Source organism: Mesobacillus sp. ABV4_180, assembly GCF_056158485.1.
Genome location: NZ_JBSWTJ010000001.1, coordinates 2,550,184 through 2,574,777, shown reverse-complemented (window position 1 = coordinate 2,574,777; position 24,594 = coordinate 2,550,184). Strand labels below are relative to the sequence as shown.

General features: G+C 37.3%; 30 protein-coding genes and 1 pseudogene. 24 read left to right on the top strand and 7 right to left on the bottom strand.

Features of this window, described 5'->3' with window-relative positions; translation table 11 throughout:
• The first annotated feature begins 116 nt into the window (after nucleotides 1-116).
• The 10 genes and pseudogenes from ACXAEA_RS13165 to ACXAEA_RS13120 all read left to right on the top strand — a co-directional run bounded on the left by ACXAEA_RS13165 (nucleotide 117) and on the right by ACXAEA_RS13120 (nucleotide 8,436).
• A complete protein-coding gene (locus ACXAEA_RS13165) occupies nucleotides 117-713 on the top strand; it encodes a class I SAM-dependent methyltransferase (protein WP_475096339.1) in 597 nt (198 codons plus the stop codon).
• A gap of 37 nt (nucleotides 714-750) precedes the next feature.
• The gene (locus ACXAEA_RS13160; protein WP_475096338.1) at nucleotides 751-2,022 is read left to right on the top strand and encodes an MFS transporter; all 1,272 of its coding nucleotides are present in this window, start codon (nucleotides 751-753) and stop codon (nucleotides 2,020-2,022) included.
• Between the two features lie 468 nt (nucleotides 2,023-2,490).
• Entirely contained in the window at nucleotides 2,491-2,988 is a 498-nt protein-coding gene (locus ACXAEA_RS13155) for a DinB family protein (protein ID WP_475096337.1), read from the top strand.
• A 297-nt stretch (nucleotides 2,989-3,285) separates the two neighbouring features.
• Nucleotides 3,286-4,050, top strand: coding sequence for an MOSC domain-containing protein (locus ACXAEA_RS13150; protein WP_475096336.1), 765 nt, complete (start codon nucleotides 3,286-3,288; stop codon nucleotides 4,048-4,050).
• Nucleotides 4,051-4,121: 71 nt separating this feature from the next.
• Entirely contained in the window at nucleotides 4,122-4,721 is a 600-nt protein-coding gene (locus tag ACXAEA_RS13145) for a VOC family protein (protein WP_475096335.1), read from the top strand.
• A 119-nt stretch (nucleotides 4,722-4,840) separates the two neighbouring features.
• The gene (locus ACXAEA_RS13140) at nucleotides 4,841-5,455 is read left to right on the top strand and encodes a hypothetical protein (RefSeq protein ID WP_475096334.1); all 615 of its coding nucleotides are present in this window, start codon (nucleotides 4,841-4,843) and stop codon (nucleotides 5,453-5,455) included.
• A 50-nt stretch (nucleotides 5,456-5,505) separates the two neighbouring features.
• Nucleotides 5,506-6,060, top strand: coding sequence for a hypothetical protein (locus tag ACXAEA_RS13135; RefSeq protein WP_475096333.1), 555 nt, complete (start codon nucleotides 5,506-5,508; stop codon nucleotides 6,058-6,060).
• Between the two features lie 390 nt (nucleotides 6,061-6,450).
• Nucleotides 6,451-6,639, top strand: coding sequence for a hypothetical protein (locus ACXAEA_RS13130; RefSeq protein WP_475096332.1), 189 nt, complete (start codon nucleotides 6,451-6,453; stop codon nucleotides 6,637-6,639).
• 531 nt (nucleotides 6,640-7,170) lie between these two features.
• A pseudogene (locus ACXAEA_RS13125) lies at nucleotides 7,171-7,299 on the top strand (excalibur calcium-binding domain-containing protein); the annotation flags it as partial.
• Nucleotides 7,300-7,491: 192 nt separating this feature from the next.
• A complete protein-coding gene (locus tag ACXAEA_RS13120) occupies nucleotides 7,492-8,436 on the top strand; it encodes a DNA/RNA non-specific endonuclease (protein ID WP_475096331.1) in 945 nt (314 codons plus the stop codon).
• 223 nt (nucleotides 8,437-8,659) lie between these two features.
• On the opposite strand, the gene ACXAEA_RS13115 is transcribed toward ACXAEA_RS13120, so the two are convergent.
• Nucleotides 8,660-9,664 (bottom strand): DUF3231 family protein, encoded by a 1,005-nt coding sequence (locus ACXAEA_RS13115; RefSeq protein ID WP_475096330.1) that lies wholly within the window; start codon nucleotides 9,662-9,664, stop codon nucleotides 8,660-8,662.
• A 164-nt stretch (nucleotides 9,665-9,828) separates the two neighbouring features.
• On the opposite strand from ACXAEA_RS13115, the gene ACXAEA_RS13110 reads away from it, so the two are divergent.
• Together ACXAEA_RS13110 and ACXAEA_RS13105 are read left to right on the top strand one after the other, a co-directional pair.
• Nucleotides 9,829-10,395 carry a nucleotidyltransferase family protein gene (locus tag ACXAEA_RS13110; RefSeq protein ID WP_475096329.1) on the top strand — a complete coding sequence of 189 codons (567 nt, stop codon included), beginning with the start codon at nucleotides 9,829-9,831 and terminating at the stop codon, nucleotides 10,393-10,395.
• 284 nt (nucleotides 10,396-10,679) lie between these two features.
• Nucleotides 10,680-11,126: a hypothetical protein gene (locus ACXAEA_RS13105; RefSeq protein WP_475096328.1), complete on the top strand. Its 447-nt coding sequence runs from the start codon at nucleotides 10,680-10,682 to the stop codon at nucleotides 11,124-11,126.
• 55 nt (nucleotides 11,127-11,181) lie between these two features.
• Here ACXAEA_RS13105 and ACXAEA_RS13100 read toward each other — a convergent pair whose 3' ends face one another.
• The gene (locus tag ACXAEA_RS13100; RefSeq protein ID WP_475096327.1) at nucleotides 11,182-11,472 is read right to left on the bottom strand and encodes an RNA polymerase alpha subunit C-terminal domain-containing protein; all 291 of its coding nucleotides are present in this window, start codon (nucleotides 11,470-11,472) and stop codon (nucleotides 11,182-11,184) included.
• A 338-nt stretch (nucleotides 11,473-11,810) separates the two neighbouring features.
• On the bottom strand, nucleotides 11,811-11,942 hold the full coding sequence (locus ACXAEA_RS13095) for a hypothetical protein (RefSeq protein WP_475096326.1): 132 nt from the start codon (nucleotides 11,940-11,942) through the stop codon (nucleotides 11,811-11,813).
• A 336-nt stretch (nucleotides 11,943-12,278) separates the two neighbouring features.
• Here ACXAEA_RS13095 and ACXAEA_RS13090 point away from each other — a divergent pair, with 336 nt between their 5' ends.
• The 7 genes from ACXAEA_RS13090 (at nucleotide 12,279) to ACXAEA_RS13060 (ending at nucleotide 16,856) form a co-directional block, all read left to right on the top strand.
• Nucleotides 12,279-12,755 (top strand): glutathione peroxidase, encoded by a 477-nt coding sequence (locus ACXAEA_RS13090; protein ID WP_475096325.1) that lies wholly within the window; start codon nucleotides 12,279-12,281, stop codon nucleotides 12,753-12,755.
• Between the two features lie 21 nt (nucleotides 12,756-12,776).
• The gene (locus ACXAEA_RS13085) at nucleotides 12,777-13,223 is read left to right on the top strand and encodes a MarR family winged helix-turn-helix transcriptional regulator (RefSeq protein WP_475096324.1); all 447 of its coding nucleotides are present in this window, start codon (nucleotides 12,777-12,779) and stop codon (nucleotides 13,221-13,223) included.
• A gap of 123 nt (nucleotides 13,224-13,346) precedes the next feature.
• On the top strand, nucleotides 13,347-14,267 hold the full coding sequence (locus ACXAEA_RS13080; RefSeq protein WP_475096323.1) for a DMT family transporter: 921 nt from the start codon (nucleotides 13,347-13,349) through the stop codon (nucleotides 14,265-14,267).
• 12 nt (nucleotides 14,268-14,279) lie between these two features.
• Nucleotides 14,280-15,158, top strand: coding sequence for a proline iminopeptidase-family hydrolase (locus ACXAEA_RS13075; RefSeq protein WP_475096322.1), 879 nt, complete (start codon nucleotides 14,280-14,282; stop codon nucleotides 15,156-15,158).
• A 74-nt stretch (nucleotides 15,159-15,232) separates the two neighbouring features.
• Complete coding sequence (locus tag ACXAEA_RS13070; RefSeq protein ID WP_475096321.1) at nucleotides 15,233-15,472, top strand: hypothetical protein; 240 nt, start codon at nucleotides 15,233-15,235, stop codon at nucleotides 15,470-15,472.
• 128 nt (nucleotides 15,473-15,600) lie between these two features.
• The gene (locus ACXAEA_RS13065; RefSeq protein WP_475096320.1) at nucleotides 15,601-16,056 is read left to right on the top strand and encodes a DUF3888 domain-containing protein; all 456 of its coding nucleotides are present in this window, start codon (nucleotides 15,601-15,603) and stop codon (nucleotides 16,054-16,056) included.
• A 206-nt stretch (nucleotides 16,057-16,262) separates the two neighbouring features.
• A complete protein-coding gene (locus ACXAEA_RS13060) occupies nucleotides 16,263-16,856 on the top strand; it encodes a YdeI/OmpD-associated family protein (RefSeq protein ID WP_475096319.1) in 594 nt (197 codons plus the stop codon).
• An 87-nt stretch (nucleotides 16,857-16,943) separates the two neighbouring features.
• Here ACXAEA_RS13060 and ACXAEA_RS13055 read toward each other — a convergent pair whose 3' ends face one another.
• Nucleotides 16,944-17,579: a LysE family translocator gene (locus ACXAEA_RS13055; RefSeq protein WP_475096318.1), complete on the bottom strand. Its 636-nt coding sequence runs from the start codon at nucleotides 17,577-17,579 to the stop codon at nucleotides 16,944-16,946.
• Nucleotides 17,580-17,750: 171 nt separating this feature from the next.
• Here ACXAEA_RS13055 and ACXAEA_RS13050 point away from each other — a divergent pair, with 171 nt between their 5' ends.
• A complete protein-coding gene (locus tag ACXAEA_RS13050; protein ID WP_475098125.1) occupies nucleotides 17,751-18,275 on the top strand; it encodes a helicase in 525 nt (174 codons plus the stop codon).
• 7 nt (nucleotides 18,276-18,282) lie between these two features.
• Here ACXAEA_RS13050 and ACXAEA_RS13045 read toward each other — a convergent pair whose 3' ends face one another.
• A complete protein-coding gene (locus tag ACXAEA_RS13045) occupies nucleotides 18,283-18,627 on the bottom strand; it encodes a hypothetical protein (protein WP_475096317.1) in 345 nt (114 codons plus the stop codon).
• 154 nt (nucleotides 18,628-18,781) lie between these two features.
• Here ACXAEA_RS13045 and ACXAEA_RS13040 point away from each other — a divergent pair, with 154 nt between their 5' ends.
• The 4 genes from ACXAEA_RS13040 (at nucleotide 18,782) to ACXAEA_RS13025 (ending at nucleotide 21,908) form a co-directional block, all read left to right on the top strand.
• Nucleotides 18,782-19,399, top strand: a complete 618-nt coding sequence (locus ACXAEA_RS13040) for an FMN-binding negative transcriptional regulator (RefSeq protein ID WP_475096316.1) — start codon at nucleotides 18,782-18,784, stop codon at nucleotides 19,397-19,399.
• A 33-nt stretch (nucleotides 19,400-19,432) separates the two neighbouring features.
• Nucleotides 19,433-20,014 (top strand): DUF4256 domain-containing protein, encoded by a 582-nt coding sequence (locus ACXAEA_RS13035; protein ID WP_475096315.1) that lies wholly within the window; start codon nucleotides 19,433-19,435, stop codon nucleotides 20,012-20,014.
• A 51-nt stretch (nucleotides 20,015-20,065) separates the two neighbouring features.
• Nucleotides 20,066-20,191: a hypothetical protein gene (locus ACXAEA_RS13030; RefSeq protein WP_475096314.1), complete on the top strand. Its 126-nt coding sequence runs from the start codon at nucleotides 20,066-20,068 to the stop codon at nucleotides 20,189-20,191.
• Nucleotides 20,192-20,897: 706 nt separating this feature from the next.
• On the top strand, nucleotides 20,898-21,908 hold the full coding sequence (locus tag ACXAEA_RS13025; RefSeq protein ID WP_475096313.1) for a DUF3231 family protein: 1,011 nt from the start codon (nucleotides 20,898-20,900) through the stop codon (nucleotides 21,906-21,908).
• Nucleotides 21,909-22,767: 859 nt separating this feature from the next.
• Here ACXAEA_RS13025 and ACXAEA_RS13020 read toward each other — a convergent pair.
• Both ACXAEA_RS13020 and ACXAEA_RS13015 read right to left on the bottom strand, forming a co-directional pair.
• Nucleotides 22,768-23,172, bottom strand: a complete 405-nt coding sequence (locus ACXAEA_RS13020; protein WP_475096312.1) for a hypothetical protein — start codon at nucleotides 23,170-23,172, stop codon at nucleotides 22,768-22,770.
• A 604-nt stretch (nucleotides 23,173-23,776) separates the two neighbouring features.
• Nucleotides 23,777-24,262 (bottom strand): DinB family protein, encoded by a 486-nt coding sequence (locus tag ACXAEA_RS13015; RefSeq protein ID WP_475096311.1) that lies wholly within the window; start codon nucleotides 24,260-24,262, stop codon nucleotides 23,777-23,779.
• Nucleotides 24,263-24,594: the final 332 nt, after the last annotated feature.

Genomic DNA, 24,594 nt, shown 5'->3' with positions numbered 1-24,594 from the left:
ATGTTAAATAGTCGTTATTAGTACACCAGGTTCTATACAATAAGCCTTCAGGGGGAAGCATATCTTAAGGTTTGCTATAATAACCTCTATGCAGTCTTGATTTTTAGGGAGGAATTATGGAAAATAACGTTTTTGAACAGATGGCAAAAAGATATGATACTGAGGAACGGATTGATTTAGCGAAAGTGATCGTGAAGGAAGTTAGATTGGAATTACAAAATAGTAAATCGAAATCTTTAATAGACTATGGGAGTGGTACTGGCCTTATCAGTTTGGAACTATCCGATTTGGTAGATTCGATTTTGTTGGTAGATTCATCACAACAAATGTTGGATGTTGCGGAAGCTAAAATTTCCCGCAAAGGAATGACCAATGCAAAAGTTCTTTATTCAGATTTTACTCAAGAGACTCCTGAACTAAAGGCCGACATTGTTTTGATGTCACTAGTGCTTCTTCATATTCCGGATACTGAAAAAATTCTACAAGAATTGTTCACCCTTTTAAACGATGGCGGCAAGCTGATTATTGTTGATTTTGACAAAAACGATCAAATCGATCATCCGAAAGTTCATAATGGGTTTCTGCATGAAGAACTGAAGAAAAGGTTATCCGAAGTTGGATTTACCTCCATTGAAATAAAGACATTCCATCATGGAAATCGGATTTTTATGAATCAGGATGCTTCAATGTTCATTTCCAGTAGTGTAAAGTGATTTCTGATTCTATATATACATGCAGCGGGGTGAAGGCTTGAAACGTTTTCATTATAGTTGGGTTATTTTATTCATCGCTTTCCTTTCCATTCTTATTGCAGGTATTATTCGGTCATCATCAGGGGTCTTTATCGTGCCTTTTGAAGCTGAATTTGGATGGGCACGCTCAACAATCTCATTTGCTTTTGCGATCAGCCTTCTTCTATACGGAATATCTGGTCCTTTTATGGCCGCTTTAATAGAGGTAACAGGCTTAAAGAAAATGATGATTTTAGCAATGACGACATTATTGGTCGGGGTATTGTTGACCTTTTTTATGGTTAAACCCTGGCAATTAATTTTGATTTGGGGAGTTATCATAGGTTTAGGTTCTGGTTTATTCCTGACGGTACTGGGCCCCTACATAGCAAATACATGGTTTGAAAAAGGAAAAGGACTGGCACTTGGTATATTAACAGCGAGTACGGCAACTGGACAATTAGTCCTCCTGCCAATGCTTGCGATCATTGTAGAAACGCATTCATGGAAATGGGCCATGGCTCTTATTCTTGTTCTCAGTGTCATTATGCTGGCAGTCATCCTATTATTTATGAAAAACTCACCAAAAGAAATAGGACTCCTTCCGTATGGGATAGTAGAGGAATTGAGTATAACGGAAGAAGTTCAAAAGAAAAATCCTGTCATTATTGCCTTTGGAACCTTATTTGAGGTGGTAAAAGTCAAGGAATTCTGGCTGCTGGCAGCAAGCTTTTTTATCTGTGGACTATCAACTAGTGGATTAATCGGTACCCACTTTATTTCTTACTGTATAGGCTTTGGCTTTACTGCTGTTGCGGCAGCATCCATGCTTTCATTGATGGGCGTGTTTGATTTAATCGGAGCTACTCTTTCTGGTTGGCTATCCGATCGATTTGATAATCGATGGCTGTTGTTTTGGTATTACGGGTTGAGAGGAGCTTCACTTGTATTTCTTCCTTTTGCTCTTTCTGAGGGATCAATGACACTGCTTATCATATTTTCAGTCTTTTATGGATTAGATTGGATCGCAACTGTCCCACCAACTGTCAACATCTCAAGGCAAATTTTCGGAAAAGAAAAAAGTGGAATTGTATATGGGTGGATCTTTGCATCTCACCAATTAGGTGCAGCGGTTGCAGCTGGCGGAGCAGGGGTCCTATATAACTTATTCAATTCCTATTCATGGGCATTTACTCTAGCTGGAATGTTCTGTGTAGTTGCGAGTCTATTTGTAATCGTGATAAAGAAGCAACGTATTGAAGTAGCGGTTCAAACTCATGCAGCGAATTAATTTATATGTGGAATAGAAGAAGGGAACATATGCAGCTTTTATGAAAAATGAAATGCTTACGTTCCCTGTTAAAGTAGATAGCTATCACCAAATGGATGAATTTATTGAAACCGATTATTTTATCAATGTGACAGCCATCTATGCTAAAGCATTAAATGAATTAAGCCACTTATAAAATTAAAGGCCAGGTATGTCGTATAGCCAACAGGTCAACCAGAAAAAGTAAAAGTACCCTATAGAGTAGACACTAAAATGAGTCTGCCCCATAGGGTACTTTTTTGTCATGATGAAGGAATAAATGCTGAATGACCCGAATAAGTCATAGTGTTCATGGTTTTGTTGTATTGTGAAAGTAAATGATTGGAGTATTTTATTGAGAATGTTTATTCGTTATATATCCGACAGTCGAAAATGAAGGATATTTTATGCGTATGAAAGATTACACTAAACAGTGAGGAGATTGGTTGTATGAAAATTGTAACCGAAATGTTTTTAGAACAACTCGACATGCATTGGCATGAGAATGATTGGTTTGCATCCATGGATCAGGCGCTTGATGGAGTCACCGCAGCTGAGGCAGCATGGACAAGTTCGGGAATGAGCAATTCGATTTGGCAGATTGTCAACCACTTGACATTTTGGAATGAAGACGTAATCCACAGAATTAAGGGCACAGAGAATCCGCATAAGGCAGAAGACAATGAAGAAACCTTTGGGAATCCGGGGAATTCAGAAGACGAATTTGGGTGGGCCCAGACAGTGCAGCGCCTTAATGAAGTCATGAATAAATTAAAAACGGTCATTACGGACCTTGACGATGAAAAGTTAAAAGCTCCGTATGCAGCTAACAGGTCATCTATTGAGTGTTTACTCAGCCATATCATGATGCACGATACTTATCATCTCGGGCAAATCGTTCTGTTGCGAAAGTTGCAATCCACTTGGGCTGGTGTTGATTGGTCCTAAACCACCATCATTCAGCGACCTTCCTCGCCCGGCCGAAGAAGCGGTCTAGGCGGTGTGAAGCTTCTTCATTCTCTATTTGTGAAGATGGTGATTTTCCTGCTTATATTTGAAATGTATGAAAAAAGTAGAACAGAAAAATGGCGTGTCAAAACTGTTGTCAGTTTACACGCCATTTTCATTGATATGCATCCTAAAACGGAATGGGTCATCCTAACATAAGTACTGGATTTTTTTAAAAAAAACACGTTCTTTGAAAAGCACTGTGAGTTAATCCAGGAAGGATTAAATGGATTTTTATTGAATAATAAATTGAAGCAATTAGTAAAAAATGCGGAGGCAAAAGCTTTGAAACTAGAGAAACAACGTATTGGTAAAGTCAAAGAAATCTATAGGTTTCCTGTGAAATCAATTTTGGGAGAATCTTTATCCTCTGTTTATTTTGGTGATCGAGGTATCATTGGAGATCGTTTATGGGCCATTCAAAATGAGCATGGGAAATTTGGCAGTGGTAAGACTACCAGGCGCTTTCAACATATGGAAGGCTTATTTAACTATAAAGCTAGATATGAAGGGGATACTCCAATTCTAACCATGTCCGATGGAACAGTATTTCGGGGGGACGATGAGAAAGTAAATGAAGCATTATCTGAGCTGTTAGGGTATCAGGTGACTTTGGTAAAAGAAGCATCAATCTCACATTTTGATGAAGGGCCGGTAAGCATCATTACCACATCTGCTCTAAGAACGTTAAGCCAGGAAATAGGAGAAACTGTAGACCCTCGTCGCTTTCGAGCCAATTTGTTAATCGAAACAGAAGAAAACACGTATCGAGAAGATGAGTGGGTGGACCGACTCATTCAAGTAGGACCAAGTGTTTCTTTGAGGATTGTTGCACAGCTTCCAAGGTGCGTCATGGTAAACAATTCTCAAGAGGAACTCAAACAGGATCATCGCATTTTAAGAACTTTAGTAAATAAACATGATGCAATGTTTGGAGTTTGGGCAAAAGTAGAACGGTCTGGTGAGGTATGTGTCGGGGATGGGATGATGGTGCTGGAATAATTGTAATAAGTGTTTGTTGTGAAAGAATATGAAATTATTAAATTATTAAATGAAATAGAGAGGTGGCTTCTGTGCTTTTTCATTATCATTATTGGACTCCATATGTAGAAGAAACAGAAAGATTTTATCTGAATAATGGCTTTCGTATTTCTCAACGGATCGGAAAATACCAGGGAGAATTTCAGGATTTTGATCCGCCCTTACAGTGTGATGATTTCCGGGAAAAAAACATTCTTTTTCGCATTATCGAAGCAAGAAAAGGAGCTTTGAATATCACTTTTGGATACGGGAAGAAGGTTATTTTCGACCATGTTGGATTTCTGGTATTAGAAAATGAACAAGATACCATTTGTGATAATGCAGTTCAACTGGATTGGAAAGTTGATCGTGGAGAACGAAGAACTTTTATTACAACACCTTATGGTTTTAGAATCGAACTGCAAACAAACAAAGACATGGTAGATTCGATGGCGGATAACACAAGAATTCAAGAATTACATATAGAAACAAAGATAAAAGGGTTAGAAAATGACATAGACATTTTATTTGGAAAATCTGTTAACACAATTAAAACAGTGATAGGTGATACTGTTCGAATCAGGGAAGCAGTGCTAAAGGATTTCCCGCTAAAACAGCTAGAGGACCCCAATGGCGTAAAAATATTGGGTTGAAGTTTTCAGTTGTGGGCTGCCAAATAAGGGCAGCTTTTCTTGTTGTGTTGAAGGGGGAAAATCGTTGAAGAAGGATTATCTTATATATCGTAATTATTTCAAAAAGGAGAGTAAATAAAATGAATCAATATCTGATAGGGATTTATAAAGGTCATTTACCAAATTCTCTACACAATAAACTAATGGAATTAACCTCCAATTTCACAAAAATAACTTCGATACCAATCTCATCCCCGCAAAATTTGACCTTAATTGTAGCAGAAGAAGAGACACAACTTTCTGCGGGTCATACAGACCAATATTTCTTACTAACTAAGGAACTCCAAAAACTGAAACAATATGAAGATGAATTCTATTTTGTTTATGATTATAGGAATAGAAAGTTAATCGAAAACCCCATGGCTAAATGTTTTCCTTTAATAAAAGTATCAATTAGTGGTTCCAAGTTAGCTGACCTAATTCAAACAGTTAAAGACATAAAACAAGATGTTTTTGCAGGTTTCAAAATAAACTCTGGAAAATCAGGCTTACTCATCGTTGAAGTTCTTCTTACCTCTACGATGTTAGAAATAATCCATAGGGGTGAAATCATACCTGAATCCTCACGAAGCGATCAACATTATTGTTATTTAAGCAAATTAACAGAATTACTTTCTGATTCTGCAATATGTCACTCGATCCTAACAAAGGCAATAAGAGGTAGAGAATTATTTGAAGAAAAAAGAATTGACTGAATCTTTAATGGATTAAAAACGTATTACTTTTAAAAGGGGAGGGAAGTGTAATGCCTAAAAAGAAGAAAAAAATAATATCCATACTATTTTTGGGGTTAATGTTAATCACATCAGTGCTTTTCATGGCTGCTTGCTCAAAATCTGAGGAAACAAACAAAGAAGCAATTAATAAAGTTCTTGAGCATGAGTTCAATGGTCCAGATGAGAAGTTAATGGATCTAATGTGGAATCCTAAATATAGAACTGTTGATAATGATATAGAAGAAAATAAAGAACTTGATCAGTATTTAGAAAAGATATACGGGCCGTACTTTACAGATTCTGGACTTCATTCTTTCATAGCAGCGTTTGGAGGCACTCAATACCAAACTTTTGCTCACAATGCTGGTTACGCGTTAAGTTTTAAGGGCGTGACATATGAGCAAATGGAGAATGACCCTGATAAGTATACTTTTGTTGCAAAGGTCGGATATAAGAAAAGTGGAGAAGAAGAAAAAACGGCAAATGTAGAAGGTGAAGTCCGTTTTTCTACAAAAGAAGAAGAAAAAATCGGTACATTCAAGTACGGAAATGATGGCGGTTTGTCGGATTTATTGAGAAAATAAACAATTCGTTGAGGCGGTATATAATAGATAAGTATTGCTAGTGCTGAAAATCACCTTGCTTATAGGGTTGGAGATAGTAATAAGGCTATTCAATAAGTCTGAAATCTGAAAGGACATAACTTTTTAGTCATATAAAAATGTTATGTCCTTTACTTTATTTATATTTTGTTAATTATAGTTTTTGATAAAAATATGCTCCTACTCTTTTTACTTATTGATATAAACTATAACGGATTCAACAAAGAAAGTCTTATAGCCTGGATCAGGATTTTTATTTCATTGTATTAGTTTAGAGCAGAAGGGTCATAGTATTTTTGTTGAGAAAAATAGGGTAATTAGATCATTTACAATTAAACCCAATTTCTTTAAGCTTTAATTGAGGTGGTAAAGATGATTTGGTTGGTAATTGGAGCACCGTTAATTGTTTTGATCATTATTGCTTTGATATTGGAAAAGAAAACAGGGGCTGTTCCCCCAGAGCCACGCCACAACCACGGTATTGAATCTGATACAATTCAAAATCAGTATTATAACACTCCACATAGTGGAGGAAGTGAAGGTAACCCCCCTCAAGGATAAGATAAACCCTCAATGAAGATATTTGATTGGATGTATTTTTTACTGCCAATTAATGAATTCGGAAATAAGGTTATTGTTAGTGATAGAAAAAATATTATGGGGGTTATTGAATTGAGAAAGTATTTAGTAGGTTTATTTGCTTTATTTTTAATTTTTAGTTTAGTTGCTTGTTCATCTGAAAGTTCGAATACCACAAAAGCAGAGGTTAAGAATGAGGAGAAGAATTCTGAGGACAAAGTAAAGGCAGAAACAGAAGCCAAAGCGAAGGCAAAAGCAGATGCTAAAGCGAAGGCAGAAGCCAAGGCGAAGGCAGATGCAGAAGCCAAAGCGAAGGCAGAAGCAGAAGCGAGGGCGAAGGCAGAAGCAGAGGCCAAAGCGAAGGCAGAAGCAGAGGCCAAGGCGAAGGCAGAAGCAGAAGCCAAGGCGAAGGCAGAAGCAGAGGCCAAAGCAAAGGCAGAAGCAGAAGCCAAAGCAAAGGCAGAAGCAGAAGCCAAAGCAAAGGCAGAAGCAGAAGCAGCTGCAGCTTCAAGTGGAGGATCAGAGTTCTTTGAAAATTGTACTGAATTAAGAAAGAAATATCCAAATGGCGTTCCATCTGATCATCCAGCCTATCAAAAAAAAATGGATAGAGATAAAGATAATTTTGCTTGTGAAAGATAGTGTATAATCACTTAGTAGACCTTTTTAGGTATTGAATTATGAATAATCCCTTCTCATCTAATGAGATGGGATTTATTTTTTGTAGTTCCTTATCAATCCTTAACCCCTAATTGATATGTCCGAATGTAGATTAGAGTCGTATGTTATAGAAAAGTAGAGAACAATTTGAAACTATTATTGGAGAGTCCTAAAATGAAAATAAAAATTTTAATGAACTATTTAATCTTACTTTTAACGATCATCATTATGGTTGGTTGTAGCGACGTAGAAGATGAATCTATTACAGATGGAGAAACAGATCCACAAGAAGTTACCACAGTTAATACAAATGAAAATAGTGAAAAAGAAAAAACTAACACTACAGTTGTTGATGAACCAGTAGTAGAGGAAACACCAACCCAATCAAATAAAAAATTGTTCTCAGGATACAAACTAATTGAAGTTGATGGTGGTGATTTGTCTGGTTATCGTGAACCTAATGTCGTCGTTGACATAGGTTATGGAGACCGTGAATATTGGGCATTTACTAATGAATACGGGCAACTAGTACGTGTCATTGCTGACGAAATCATTCTACAAGATGACAGTAACGAACCAGTATTATCTTCTGGAAGATACTATGCAGATGAGGCAAAGGTTCCCGGTGTCGTAAGTGACGTTTTAGATGAAGGACATATCATTGCTGATTCTCTCGGAGGGGTATCGAATGCTTATAATATTACCCCACAAGATAGTACGCTCAACCGACATGGTGATCAAGCTTATATGGAAAACGTGATCCGCAGCGCAGGTGGAGCCACTAATTTTGAGGCAATTATCACATATCCGAATACGGAAACGCAGATTCCTTCAAGTTATAAGTATACCTATACTTTAATGGGTAACGAAATCGTAGATACATTTGACAATGGCAACCCTGATGAAATAAACGCATCACTCGGTATAACAGGCAGTGAGCCTTCCGATTCAACTGGTTCAAACACTAACGGTGATATTTCTAGTGTTGATACAAACGGTAATGGACAGGTGACGATTAAAGAAGCAAAAGCAGCAGGTTTCAGTATGCCAATAACAAGTGATCATTGGTTATACCCATATATGGACGATCGTGATAACGACGGTATGGTTGGTGAGTAAAGCCCTTGAACTATTAGGCAAAATAAATGGACCAAAGAACATTTTCCTCGGCGGACGATTTATAACAATCCGTAAATGAGTGTCTGTACAGGAACAACTGAAGTTAATGGTCATATCATCTAAAATGATGAAATTACAGTTATCCTTAAATAACGAATGCGTATCCCGCAGGATTAACGGCCTTTTTTGTTGAAATATACCCCTCGCTAAAGAGGGGTACATCTTATTTATCTTGTGCAAGTTCTTTTCTATTGGGAGCAAGTGGCGGCTGTTCTAACCACTTGTTTTTCACCATAAGATCGAACCAGTTTTTGGTGATTCCCAGTACTTTTAGAACTGCTTTTTCATAAGCAATTGCTAGGTCTGTTCGCATGGCTCCTGCTAGACCTGTCCCGTAATATACTTGTGCAGTTTGAGCCAGGAAACCCATATGATACAACATTAGTTTATCTGAAAACGGAGAGTCTGTTGACGTTGTAATCTCTGATTCCCATGACATCGGAACTGGTAAATTATCCTTGTGCATAATCTTTGAGAGGGCTTGCAGGTTTTCATCTGCGGTTCTTCCTAAATCCTCAAGAAACTTTCTTGCTTCTTTCGATTCTGTGACTTGACTGAAACCGATTGAAAGAGCCTTTGCCATAACTCCTTTTTTAATGTTAAGAGAAATACTGATTATTTCTGTAGCAGATAAAACTCTCCCTTTACCGAAAAATCCATCAGTAAAATTTTTGGTAGAAATGATATCAGGGTTCTCATCAGGATAGAAATAGGGGTCTCTTTGGAATTTCCCTTTTTCAAGCAATAACTCAATAGTTAAGTCGTACATATTTTTAGCATCATTATCACATGAATTGTAAAAATCCCGTAAGTCCTTTCTGACCGAAACACTGAATGCAGTCGTATGACCTAATAGCCCGTGTATGGTCATAATATGTAAATAATTCAAACAGAATGTGTCGGAAAACAATCTCTTTGCACCTTTATTAAGGTCGGACTCAGTAAATCCAATCGGAACTGGAAATCCATCCTTCTCAATGAATGAAACAATCTGTTTCTTTTGCTTCTCCCAAATCTCAATGGCCCTTTCAAAAACATTTTTAATTGATTCGTCTTCTATAATAGAAATCATATACCTATTTACGATCTCGGCCATTGTTCCGTTTACATATTCACCCCATAGTGTCCCTATTTCGGAAGATGTAAGTTTTAAATGATCATTTTCCATTTGAATTCACCTCTTCCGTATTTTTTACTAACACAGAAATAGGTATGCATTTCTTTGGACTTTTACCTCTCAAGATTTATCTCCTTTAAAAATGGAAAAATAATAACTCTCCTGATTTCTTTGTGTTAAAATAAGAATATACGTTCGGTTCAGGAGGATGCTATATGTTAAAGAATAAAGATGATGTCATAAAACTAATTGAAGCTGATGATAAAATGTTGGATATTATCAAGGCTGCAAGCACGCTTAATTTGCATGACTGGTGGATCTGCGCAGGGTTTGTCCGCTCGAAAATCTGGGATGCTTTGCATGGTTTCAAGGAGCGAACGGCAATTCCGGATGTCGATGTGATTTACTTTGATCCCGCTAATATCGATGAGGAGTACGAAAAGGTCTTAGAGGGAAAATTGAAGAGTCTATTTCCTGATATCCCATGGTCAGTTAAAAACCAGGCAAGGATGCATGTCATAAATAATATTGCTCCCTATACTTCCTCAAAAGATGCTATTTCAAAATTCCCGGAAACAGCCACGGCACTTGGGGTGAAAATGGACAAGGAAAATAATTTGGTTCTTGCCGCTCCCTGTGGAATAGAGGATGCCATTAATCTGGAATTGAAGCCGACACCTTTTTTTACAGAAACAAGGGAACGTGCAGCCATCTATGAGGACAGGCTGATCAAAAAGAATTGGAAAGCTATTTGGTATGAGGTTAAAGTCCATCAAATTTAAACTACTTATAGTGTCAGCATACGGTAGAAAATGAATTGTTGGAATCGTTTCTTTCAATTACGTATTCAATTATCCCTAAAATAGCGAAAGATAAATAAGATCCCGCACTGATGTATTTCTGTTTTTAAAGAAACAATGAATGAGTTACTTATTTTCCATTAGAAGAATACTGTCTACTAACAATTTATAAGAGTTAATGGTCACTAAATAACAAATGAGTAATAAATAAAATCACCACATTTTGCAAATAATGCAATATAGAAGTATAAGGTGGTGTGAATATCATGTCCAATAAGCTGATTTTATGGTTATTATTTATTATTCCATGGTTAACAATATTTTTAATGAAAAAAGAGGATATCAAAAGGTACATGCCAGTAGCAATATTTACTGCATTATTAGTAACCATCGTCTATGAAATAGGATATACATATAAGTTGTGGGAAATCAAAGAAGCGATTGTGCCCTGGGGATACATAACAAATGTGAGCTTTGCGTATGGAGCATTCTTCATAACTACATTATGGATTTTTTATTTTACATTCAAGAACTTTTGGTTATATCTTGCAACAAATATTGTTATTGATACATTGGGTGCTTGGGTGATACTTAAATTTGTTGAAGCAAGAAAAATGACTTACTTTACAATAAGTAGTTTAAATATATTTTTAATTTTTGTTACATTAGCCTTAATCGCTTATCTTTTTCAAAGATGGTATGAAAAAATTTAAAATATTGAATAACAGTGTGTACATTACATAAAGCAGAAGAGTTATTGTGAGGTCTTTATTTTTTTAATGATAACCCTTCTTCTTCTAAGGAAGTTCTCATAATTGGTAAGGAAGCTGGTCCAATACCATGAATTTTTAATATTTCTTTTTCAGTGTATGTTGATAGTTTTTTCAACGTGTCTATTCCTTCGTGAACCAATGCATTCCTTGCAGGAGCGCTGAGTTTCGAAAGGAAGCCGCTTTTAGGATTAATTTTTTTATCACAGGTAGGGCAGCTTTTACACTCACTGCTTTTGTAAAACGTATGTCCCTTTTCACAAATCCTTAAACTTTGATCTGCTGTCAAAATAATTCCTCCAAACAAATTCTAATCCTGTACTATATATTATTAATTGTATTTTATATATATAAACCCGATAAAAACTTTGAATGTCACCATTCAACCAACCTACCTTTTCTTAATGAGGTACTCAATAAAAAGATGACTCAACCCTTTCTGGATTAACGCAGCGGTTAGTGGACTATATAACTTCAATTAACGTGCTGTTGTGTTACCTCTTAACTTAAAAAAAGTTTGATCAACAAGTGTAAGGCCATTCACTAAAGTAATAAAACTTGCAACAAAGAAACCAATTGCATATCTAGGAATATGCGCTTCTTGTACTTGGTCATTTATTTCTATTCCTAAAAAGTATACTCCAATGCCGTTACATCCACATTTGTCCCAAAAGACCATAAATCTAACCCTTTTTTGACCATTAAAACAGTAATGAACGCAAGAAAAATTAAAACAAACCAACGATTAATAGCCTTCATTTTATAATCCTCCTCACTTTAGAAATACCATATTATACTATTTTTTTCTAATTGCTTATTGCACTAACCTGCTCTGTTCGTTGTAGTACAAGAATTAACTATCTCTATTTTTAATCCATATTTATCATTATATCGGCTATTACATTTGAAAATATCTTGTACGTAAAACTGATCCCAAAAAATTTAATTCCAAAGTGGCAATCAAATTGACGGTTTATGTACTTACATATGTGTTTTTTCATGTTCAACCCAGCACATTAAATTTGAATTAACAAACAAAATCTGATACGATTTAATCGCACACGATATAAATTGGTGATTTAGGAGGGAATATTGATGAATACCGTTTATGATTTTACAGTTAAAAAAACGAATGGCGAGAATAAATCGATCAGCGATTATGAGGGGAAGCTGCTGTTAATAGTTAATACAGCTAGTAAATGCGGGTTGACACCTCAATTTGAGGGCCTACAGGGTTTGTATGACAAATATCATGAAAAGGGCTTGGAAATTCTCGGCTTTCCTTGCGGGCAGTTTAACAATCAGGAGTATGACAATATTGAGGAGACCACTGAGTTTTGCCAGTTGAATTATGGTGTGTCGTTCCCGATGTTTGCGAAGATTGATGTGAATGGTTCTGGTGCAGATCCTCTTTTTCAATTCTTGAAGGAACAAAAGGGCGGAATCCTGACGAAGGATATTAAGTGGAATTTCACGAAGTTCCTTGTCGATCAGAATGGCCAGGTGGTCAAGCGCTATGCTCCGACAACTGAGCCTGGTAAAATTGAGGAAGATATCGCAAAATTATTATAAGCTGTGTGAAGGATGAGTGTTTTGAACGATTTTTTAACACTTGAAAACCAATTATGTTTCGCTGTCTATGAGGCGGGGAGCCAGTTCAATAAATTATATTCCAAGGCGCTGGAATCTTTCGCGATTACCTATCCACAGTATCTGGTGTTATTGGCATTGTGGGAAAAAGATGGTCTTTCGGTAAAAGAGCTCGGAGAGAAGCTGAACCTCGGTACTGGAACGTTAACCCCGATGATCAAAAGGATGGAAACGAACGGCTGGGTGAAGCGGGAGCGTTCCACTGCCGACGAAAGAAAGGTTTGCATCTTCGTTCAACCGAAAGCAATGAAAGAAAAAGAAGGCATTGTAGAAAAAGTGGCCAGTGAATTGAAGTTATGCAATATTGAGTTTGAAGAGTATGAGCAGTTGTTGACGCAGCTGCGTGTGCTGCGGAAAAAATTAAATGCATACAATACCAGCTTTAAATAAGGATCAGTCGAAATCATCTGAGCATGATTTCGGCTTTTTTGTGATGAAATATATTACAGAAATCGAAATTTTCGGATACAATAAAAAAATAGAGGTCAAACGAAAGCAAGGAGGGGAGAAACCATGATCCGAAGGCTTGCAAACGCGCCAATCTTGCTTTTGGTGGTCGCTGCGCTTTTCTGGGGCGGCAATGCGGTGGCTGGGAAGTTTCTTGCTGGTTCCCTTCCTCCGGTAACGATTTCCTTTACGCGGCTGGCGATTGGGGTCCTGATTATGTCTCCGTTGATTATCAGGCTGTTCAAACGGGAAATGCATTCATTTCGGGAACACTTTAGGCTGCTGTTTTTCCTGGCACTGACGGGAGTGATTGGGTTTAATCTGCTGATTTATTGGGCGGTCCATTACACGACGGCGATCAATGCGACTTTGTTGAACAGCACGAGCCCTTTATTCATCTTCCTTTTATCAGCGTTACTGATCGTGGAGAAAATGGAGACGAAGTATTGGGTGTCGCTGGCGATTTCAATGATTGGGGTGCTCATCGTCATTACGCACGGCTCCGTTGAAAGATTGCTGGCCTTGCAGTTTAATATCGGTGACTTGATCATGGTGATGGCTGTGATTTCGTGGGCTCTTTATTCTATTTTCATTAAAAAGCTATCAGGAAAGCTGCCTTCACTGACGATTTTTGGCTTTACGCTTGCAATTGGGTTTATGGTGATGATTCCAGCCGTGGTGATTGAGTTGTCGTTTGTTCCTGTAGAAGCGATTAATCTAGCAGATTTGAGTGCACTCTCTTACATAGGGATTTTTCCATCGATCTGTTCGTTTCTGTTATGGAATCGCGCGGTTGCGCTGATCGGGCCATCTAAGGCTTCGATTTCTTTGAATCTCATTCCCGTGTTTGGTTCGGTTGCAGCGTTCTTAGTTCTTGGTGAGGTCATTACCGCTCCGCAGATTATTGGCGGATGCCTTGTTTTTATCGGTGTATTCTTTACATCTTTTACTAGAAAGAAAGCAGTTCAGTTGGCTGAAGATGCTTAATAGGGGGATTGGATGATGTATGTAGAAGGTTTTGTTGAGGTTACCGGCGGGAAAGTCTGGTATGAAATTTACAATAAAGATGCGAAAGGCACACCTGTGGTTATTTTACATGGAGGGCCAGGGTCTTCCACGTATTCATTAAAAGGGCTGAAGGCTCTTGGCAAGGACCGACCGGTTGTCATGTATGATCAGCTTGGCTGCGGGAAGTCGGACAGGCCGGATGATGTTTCTCTATGGCATATCGACCGGTTCGTTGAGGAACTTGGCAAGGTTCGGGAGGCACTGATGCTTGATGAAGTCCATATTCTGGGCCATTCATGGGGTACAACGCTTGCAGCAGCGTATGTACTGACAAAGCCAAGTGGTGTTAAGAGTGTGATCTTTTCAAGCCCGTGCCTGAGTGCGCCGATGTGGGAAGAGGACCAAAAGCGGAATATTGCGAAGCTGCCGGTTGAAGTCCAGGAGACGATCAGGCGCTGTGAGGAAAATGGCGATACCGATTCCGAGGAGTTCAAGGCGGCGATCAGAGAGTTCAGCAAGGAATTCGTATACCGCGGAGAGCCTGATCTGGAGTGGCTGAAGGCCGGTGTGGGAATGAAAAATCCAGTTGTCTATCAGACGATGTGGGGTCCATCTGAATTTACGGTACTGGGAAATCTTAAGACCTTCGATTGCACGCAGCAATTGTGTAAGATTGAGTGCCTAACATTGTATACATGCGGCCGATATGATGAGGCGACTCCTGAATCGACGGAGTATTTTAGTCGTCTGACGCCTGGCGCTGCGTTCCATGTATTTGAGAAGAGCGCGCATATGCCCTATATGGAAGAACCGGCGGAGTATCTGCAGGTGATTGGCGAGTTCCTTGGAAAAGTTGATTCCCAAGTGTGACTTTTGCTATACAGCTTTCTGAAACCTTTATGCTATTTTATAAATGAGATACAAGCTTAAAGGAGTTTTATTTCATGAGCTGTGGTTGTTCAAGGTTGGAAGATGGCAAAGCGATTGTCGATCATGTAAGGAATAAGGGAAAGGAAAAGTTGAAGCCGCGGGTCACGCACAGGATTGCGTGTGAGTGCGGAGATTTATTCACGATGGAAACCGTTGTGATGAATTGCCCAGGATGCGGCATGACATACGGCGTCACACCCTGCAGTTCCGGGGATAGTAAGAAGATCAAGGCGGCCGGAATTCAATATTTATGATGGGAAAATCTCTCGCGATGACGAGGGATTTTTTTGTGGAATATCGTTATAAAAATCGAATTGAAATTACTCGGAAATAGAATAAAAAATCCTCAATTTCAAAAAATAACCAAAAGGAGGTCTGTTAAATGAAAAAACTGTTTTTGCTTATTGGTATCGTAATTTTTTCAATCGGTGTTAACTACTTACCTGTAAGTGCTGAAAAACGGCATAAACACGATTCAAAAGGTATGGAACAAGCGATGGACCATTTTATCTTAAGCCAATTTCACGATGAAATGGTACAGGCGGTAAAAGATTATTATAAGAAGGATGTCAGGATTCAATATAATTGGTGGGATGAAAATTATGATGTGGTAGAAATTGACCAATTTGAAAAAAGAAATGAATTAAGTCACCCGTTTATTATGAAATTTACAGTTGAAACTTACAACAGTGATAAAAAGGGGAGACTCGGAACAGATACTATAACGTTTGGTATTACACCACTAGAGTTTAACAAAGAAATGGAGCAAAAAAATTTAGCAGGCTCTAAAGTTGAGTTCTTGAATTTTACTCATAGAGAACCTGGAAAGAACAACTAAGTTTTCATACTTAATTTGGCTGTTGGTGAGGGAGACTAATTTATTGAAAAAAGTGCATTAATCCTTGAAGGATTAGTGCACTTTTTTTGAAATTCTTGTTATGGTAAAGGGAGTAATAATTGATTGATTTTATAGATGACGCAGAGAATTTTTAATCTTGATTTGCGGATAAAAGCTGATCAAAATATGAAGAGGAGTCCAACTTGATGACAAATAGCAGAATGAATCCAAAGGTTGATGAATTTTTAAAGAAAGCTACTAAATGGAAGGAAGAATTTGAGAAGTTGAGAATGATCGTTCTGGACTGTGAGCTGACTGAAGAATTTAAGTGGATGCATCCTTGTTATACTTTCGAAAACAAAAACGTCGTTTTAATACATGGATTTAAAGATTATTGTGCGCTTCTGTTTCACAAAGGAGTGTTGTTAAAGGATGAGCATGGTATACTCATCCAACAAACAGAGAATGTACAGGCGGCGCGCCAGATTCGGTTTACCAATGTTCGAGAAATAGATGCAATTGAAAACATCTTGGCGAAGTATATTTATGAAGCGATTGAAGTTGAGAAAGCTGGATTGGAAGTGGATTTTAAAAAGACTACAGAATACAGCATCCCTGAAGAATTCCAAAGAAAAATCGATGAAAACCCGACCTTGAAAACTGCATTTGAAGCATTGACACCGGGACGTCAAAGGGCCTACATTCTTCATTTTTCACAACCGAAGCAGTCCAAAACGCGAGAATCAAGGATTGAGAAATGTATGCCGAATATTCTTAATGGCAAGGGTTTAAAAGATTAGCTCGTAAATAAATCGGAGCGGTTGGATAAGAAGGAAGTGCAATTGATTAGGATTTATACCAAAAAAGAGCATTGATTTCCAATGCTCTCAAGTTGCCGATTTTGTCTGGAGTAATTTAATCCCCATTGCAATAAAAACAATTCCTGTTAGTTTATTTAAAACAGTAGAAACTTTGGAATTGCCTCTTAACTTATTAGTTGCCATTGATGAGAAATATGCAGTGATTAAACACCATATTCCTCCAGTCAAGGTAAAGGTAAGCCCAAGGATAATAAAGGGTGTCGGTGTTGAAACACCAGCATTAGTATGGATGAATTGCGGAAGAAAAGCTAAGAAAAACAAAGCAACCTTTGGGTTCGTCACGTTCGTGATCATCCCTTGCAGGAGGATCTTTTTATTGCTTTGATTTGGCAATGATTGCTGTTCTTTTGCTTCATTTTTTGCAATGATCATCTTTATGCCTAAGTAAGCCAGATAGATGGCACCTGCAATTTTGATGACATTAAATAATAAAGCCGATTGCATTAAAATCACAGATAGTCCAAATGCTGCCAGAAAAGTATGTACTACGACACCCGCGCTAATGCCTAAAGCTGAATATATCCCAGCAGTCCGGCCTTGAGAGATACTTCTGCTCACGATGTACATCGTATCTGTACCTGGAGTTAAATTCAGCAAGATTGCCGCCACTAAAAACACTTCAAAGTTAATAATTCCAAACATCATTCCACCCCTTTATTAAGTTATCTTAATGTATAATGAATTCTGAAATCAATACAATTTTTAGCATCGTAAAAAATTTGAGAGTTTATGTTTTTTAACGACAGGGTTCGGGATCGTAATAGCTGACTTTTATAGTAGGAGGGACGAAGATTGAGTTTCGAAAGGGCGAAAATGTATCCTGATTGTCCAGTTATAAACAGAACAGTAAGCGTTGGTGGACTGACGAAATCTCAGCTCAACCAGAAATTGCAACAATCTTCTATCATGATGAATGAGTATGGTGAAACGTTGTTAGCTGATGATAGATTTATAACTTCTGTGATTTACTATACCATTCAAACGGTCGAACTCACTGTTTGCAATCTTGGCTTTTCTGATGGAGCTACATTGCCACAAATCTTTTCCAAAGCCAGGGAACTTGGATTGGAATTGTGCCCGCTTGAACTGGGACCTTATCTGAGGCTAGAATATCTGGATCAGCCTGAAAGTCACTGTGGAGATTCTTTGCAGCGAAACCAGGCTCCGTCTGGCTCCATCACAATAGCCTCTGAGGTCTTGACTGAGGACGATCATTTTCCGAAAGGCTTTTACCTTAGAAGAATTGATGGCGTGTTGTGGCTGCGAGGATACCGTGCGGATGATCTCCACATTTGGAATCCCCATGACCATTTTGTTTTTTGTCAGAATAATAAATAGACAAAGGTCACATACCTTTGTCCATTTGGTATTTTTTATATTTAATGTAGTCATAGTTTGATGTGGGAACTTGTTTTAATAGGTTGCCGTCTTTATCCTTGTAGACTTCATACTCTCTGTACGTTTCAATGATATACCCATCCACTTCCTCGTCGAGATATTTTTCGTGTTTATATTCTAATTCAGGCAGGATGAGCTCCAAAATGTCCTCACTTGTTTCGGAATCATTTTGAGCACTGGCATCTGTTTCTAAAGATTCGATGTTGGAGTTTTTCTGAGAACCTGGAGTATTGGTGAATACCAGATAAATACAGAGGAACATAAGACCTAAAAATCCGATTATTTGTTTCAATGATTTTTACTCCTTTGATTGAAGTTACTTGTACACAATATGCCTGTCCATTGATGAATATAACTTAGTCATTTCAAATCTTAAGGAAAGGATTTCCCTGAAATCTGTTGAATTTTTTATGAAAGGAAATTTCTAATTTAAGGGGGGATGGTTTATGTATATTCCTAAACATTTTAAAATCGAGGATGAAGACACAATATATGATTTTATTGAAAAGTATAGCTTTGCGACTTTATTTTCTCAGCACAATGGGGAACCCTGTGCTACACATCTGCCATTGATGTTAAAAAAAGATGAAAATGCCTTATATGGTCATTTTGCACGACCGAACGGACAGTGGCAGGATCTAGAGAATCAAGAAGTTCTTGTGGTGTTCCAGGGTCCCCATTGTTATATTTCACCTTCCTGGTATGAAACGAACAAGGCTGTACCTACCTGGAATTATATGTCGGTTCATTTATATGGAAAAGTAGAGTTTATTGACGATGAAAAAGTCATATTCGATTCTTTAAATGACTTGGTCAAAAAATATGAAAAGCCAGATAGCACCTATAATCTATCCGATGTAGAACCTAGTTATATCGAAGGAATGACGAAAGGAATTGTTCCGTTCAGAATAAAAATCACGAAAGTAGAAGCAAAAGCGAAATTAAGCCAAAACCATCCTGTCGAACGACAGGAATTAATCATCAACAATTTAGAAAAAACAATGCAACATGATAATATACAAGTAGCCTCTCTTATGAAGAAAAATTTACTAATAAACAAGTAAGAGTAGTTGATGAAAAATTAGGAGGGAACAAAAATGTCTAAAGGAAATGCAATCAGCAAAAACAAGGAGTTGTCTGTAGAACAACGAGTAGATTTATTATTACTATTGAAAGCCCGTTTTGAGAAAAATATGAACCGCCATGAAGGTCTTGAATGGGGTCAAGTTCAAGCGAAATTGGAAGCTAATCCTGAGAAGCTATGGTCGCTCAATGAAATGGAAAATACCGGCGGTGAACCGGATGTTGTTAGGTATGACCAAGAGAAAGATGAATACATATTTTATGATTGCGCAGCAGAAAGCCCTAAAGGCCGCAGAAGTATTTGTTTCGACCGTGAAGCGCTCGAGTCAAGGAAGAATCATAAGCCAGAAAATAGCGCAATTGATATGGCAAATGCGATGGGCATTGCATTATTAACGGAAGACCAATACCGGGAGTTGCAGAAACTAGGGAATTTCGATTTGAAAACGTCCAGCTGGGTGCAAACTCCTTCTGATATTAGAAAACTCGGCGGAGCTCTTTTTTGTGATAAACGCTTTGGGCACGTCTTCCTTTATCACAACGGTGCGGAGTCTTACTATGCTGCCAGAGGGTTCCGGGGTTCGTTACGCGTCTAATAATCGAATAATTAGAGAAAGAGTTTTTGGGGGACCTCAGGGAGGGAATTTATGAGCGATTCTATGTACAGGATTCTTCATCTGGTAGGTTTAGTTGTCATTGGATTCTTACTTTTTCGTATTGAAACAGAATTAGACCGAATTGCGAACCAGATTTGGCAGCTAAATAATATGTAAGATTTGAAGGGGGCCTCTATAAAGTGGTTTAACACTACTTTATAGAGGCCCCTTTTTATTGGCAACGTGCAAACTGTGGGCGACATAAGGTTCTTTAATCTTCTGTATCTAAAGAATCGATATTTGGTACTAAAGTAAACCATGAGCAGCTTTGCCTGAAACCCTCCAGGATGAGAATACTTCAATTTGTTTATCAGCTTCATGAAATTTCCGGAAAATGTTGTTTCCTTAAAGTGTATTTTCTTTAGATACCGAGTATTTTCGTCATATAAGGTATAAATTAATTACAAATAAATAAAGATGGTGACTAATATGAAAACCGTTTGGCTTTTTCTAACTTTAGCCATAATATCTCTTATTTCCTTGAACATTTTGATAAAGAAAATGAACGTCACTAACTTTTTGGGCTGGGGTCGCGATAGCTATCGAATGGATTTCAGTGAAATTCCATGTTTTTACATATACTGTTTAGTTTATTTGGTTGTTTTTGCTGCTAACATTTGGCTTTCAAATTTTATTGAAAAGAAACATCGAAAAAAATTGACTTTAACCGGTTGATTCGAAGGGAAACTAAGGATTTAACGGCATCCTCGATTAACATATTCCAAATTCAGTGTGTTACTATTTCTTGTTTGAAATTCACTTATTATTTTTCTCCATATTTATGGAAATACTTAAAGTAAATATGTGATGGGAATGAGAATTAATGGTAGAACACAAACCCAAAATAACCTCTTCTGAAATTTCGATGTTATGGAGTACATATATAGGTGACAGCATGTCAATTTGTGTAATGGAACATTTTTTGCGTACTTGTGAGGATGAGGATATTAAACCTATTATTAAGCTTGCTCTTGATTATTCAAACGACCATGTCACTCAAATATCAGATTTATTTATAAAAGAAGGTATTCCTCTTCCTAATGGATTTGGGGAACAAGATGTTAACTTGCAAGCAAAGAAGCTTTTTTCTGATGTGACTTACCAGCGTTACTTGCACCATATGGGAAGAACTGGATTGAATTCATACAGTTTAGCTAAGTCAATTTCTGCTCGTAAAGATATCCGTAACTTGTTTAAACATTTTTTAAATCAGGCAGAAACGTTATATGACCGTAATACAGAACTGATGCAGGAAAAAGGGATCTTTATCCGATCACCTTATATTGCTTATCCTGATAAAGTGGAGTATGTTACAGAGCGGAAGTTTCTTGGTGGATTAATAGGGCATCGAAGGCCGCTGCTTGCAGTCGAAATAGCCCATTTAGGAATTAATATTGAAGTGGCAAATGTAGCCAAAACTTTCCTTTTAGGATTCAGTCAAGTCGCTCAGTCAAAAAAAATCAGTGACTACTTTAAAGATGGATATGAAATAGGGAAGAAAATGGTTGAAGATTTTATGATAAAACTTAAAGAAGACGATAATTCTTATCCATCTACATGGGATTCTACTATTACTAATAGCACTGAACCACCATTCTCGGATAAATTAATGCTGTTCCATACAAATGCCCAAAGCGCCATCGGTATTGGAGATTTTGGACTTGCCATTGCTGCATCACTTCGGAAAGATATAACGGTGAATTATGAAGGTTACATCCTTAGGATTGGTACCTATGCAGAGGAAGGTGCAAAACTCTTAATTGATCATGGATGGTTTGAAAAGCCTCCCCAATCCATTGACAGAGAATTGATTAGAAACAAAAATAAATTTTAAATTGTAGCAAGACTGATAAGTCGAGGATTTACCAAGTGTACAGATTGATTTTTGATACATATGTTTAATATTTAGTCATCAACGAGTGCTTTAATAATGTGGACGAAACAGAGGTTAACTGTAGAGAAGTGTGTTGTGACAACCATAAATGAAACAAGCCTTGTGGGTTGATTTTCCACAAGGCAGTTTTGACTTTAGTACAAGGTAGGGACTGGATAACAGGCAACGGTTTCAATAAATCTTCCATCGAAACCATAAAATGTCCAGAAGGTACCGGTCCATCTATATCCAGAAACTGCGCCATACTCAACGCTAGTTGGGTAAAACCAAAAGCCTTCTCCATTTATAAGCCAAACATACGTGAATTGATTTAAACAGTCGATAATATAGTGTGAAGGAAACGGTTTAGGTGGAACGTATGGCGGTGGAGGGGATTGAGGTTGTTGTCTTAATGGACCCTGTGGTGGATAAAATGCCATATAATTTCACTCCCTTATTAGATAATTACCCAACATAATATGCTGGAAAATATTGAAGAGTTAAAATTCGGGGGAAAGGTGAATTAGGAAGAACATTCCCAGATAGTGAAAAGTTATCCTTAATCCAATGGGTGCCTTGGTCAAAAATTAACGCCCTTTTTACTGAATTCCTTATTAAACGAACAGTGCAGGATAGTTCAATTAAATACAATGAAAATCTACAAAACAACTCAATAACTAAATTGGTTATATTTTTTTGAAAAAAAATTAAAAGGTATGAGTCTGGATAGACTCATACCCTGTAACTGATGAAAGATTCTTTTCTTACATTTCGCCATCCTTACCATGGGGCTCAACAACAAAAGCAGAGAATGTTAAAATTAACCTCTACATTCTTCGTTCAATACGGCAACTTCAGCTGTAACCTCTCCATTGGCATTAAAAGTCGTATGGAGAACTGCATGAATTGTAAAATTTGGAGCAGGCCCCTTTGAAATGATATTAAGTGTAAAGTTAGATGAAATTTCGCTTTGGTTAATATCTCCAGGTTTAGTTTCGCCTTTGAAGTTTGCATTGCTCGTGTTAATACGCACATCATTATAAACATAGTTGTTTCCTAGATTTCCTGTTCCCTGTCCATGCAAATAAAAATGAATTGTTTGATGAATGTTGTCACCGGAAGGAGAAGTACCTGACTTAATAAAGGAACTTAGTGTACCATTAAAAGTGATAAATTCACCATTACATGGGTTAGTTGCATTAAAGCTAAAGGGTATTCTTTCCATTAGTAATCACCTCCATTTAATAAATGAAATTCGATACAAAAGCAATATATTTATCATAAACAAATTTAGTAACGGCGCTTGTCCAAACTTTTAAATTATTCCTTCAACATTACTAGGGAGTTGAAGAGGAGTTTCACTTAAATTTGCAGAATGATAATTTGAAGAGCTTTATATGCGCCTTCCTAAATGCGATGGCTTTCAATTCTCGTGAAATAACCGAAATTAGATCATCGGCATTTACTGACTCTACCAGCATCAGCATCATCGATGTCATTTCCAAACAAAGATCCTAGTAAGATCGAATGGAAATTGTAGTAGCTGATGCAACAGATACACTTACAAACATATCCAGCTCAATATAGCAAAAGTATAGGTTTTATGCCCGGAGTTGCCGGTTCGACTATCCAGGTGATAGAAATATTTGCACCACATTCCGTGATGTCAGAACCAGCAGGGTTGGTAACAAAGTATTCCTGAGCAAAAGGTAATGAGTTTATAAATAAACTTAAGAGCCTAATTTGTCTACGCTCATTTAGATTTTAATTTTTAGAGTTAATAAGCCATAAAAAATAAAGCTTTGGATTTCCAAAGCTCTTTCTTAAAATTATACTGTTTTAACTTGCTCAATTTTTAATCCGAAAATTTGAGGAGGTTCAATTTTGTTTATCTGCAAATAAGTAGAGAGTTGTCCACGATGATGGATTTCATGTTCTGGAATTGCCATAAGTATTCTCCAAACACTAACTTCATGACCATGAAGTGTTAAAACCTTTTTTGTCAATGCATCATTGCCAACTTTTAATAGGCCCTCTGTTAGTTTAATCTGACATGCCTCTAAATAATTTGAAATATCCTCAAGAGAAGCTCCCTTACCAGGATCATGTCCTGGGTATTTCCACGAGCCATGTTGAAATATCCCTAGAAACATCACTCGAGATGATGCGATATGTCTCAACAAATCACCTGTAGAAAATTTATCTTCAGAAGGCTTCCAATCTAGGAGTTCATTAGGTATTGCTTTCACATATTGCATCGTTCGCTTATGAATCCCATCTAAATATTTTACATATTCCTTAATATCATGGATCATATTTCCACTCTCCAATTTTTCAGACTTTTATTACTTTATATTCTCAATTCAGTGAAAATAATCCTGTAACGACCCCGTTAACGACTGAATTAATTATTCAACTAAAGAAGCAGGTTAGTGGAAGAAAGGAAACTTTTACTCTATATGTCATATAAAGGGTAACAAAAAATAATTATGTTTTGGGAGGTGTAAAGATGGATTACGGATTATTGGTTATTGGTATATCTGTTTTACTTGTGTCGTACTTAGTAAGATTGAAGGGAGTTGTACCCTTATGCAACGGATAAAACTTATGATTAAAGTGTTTCTGAATGAGCCTTTGTGGTTCAAAA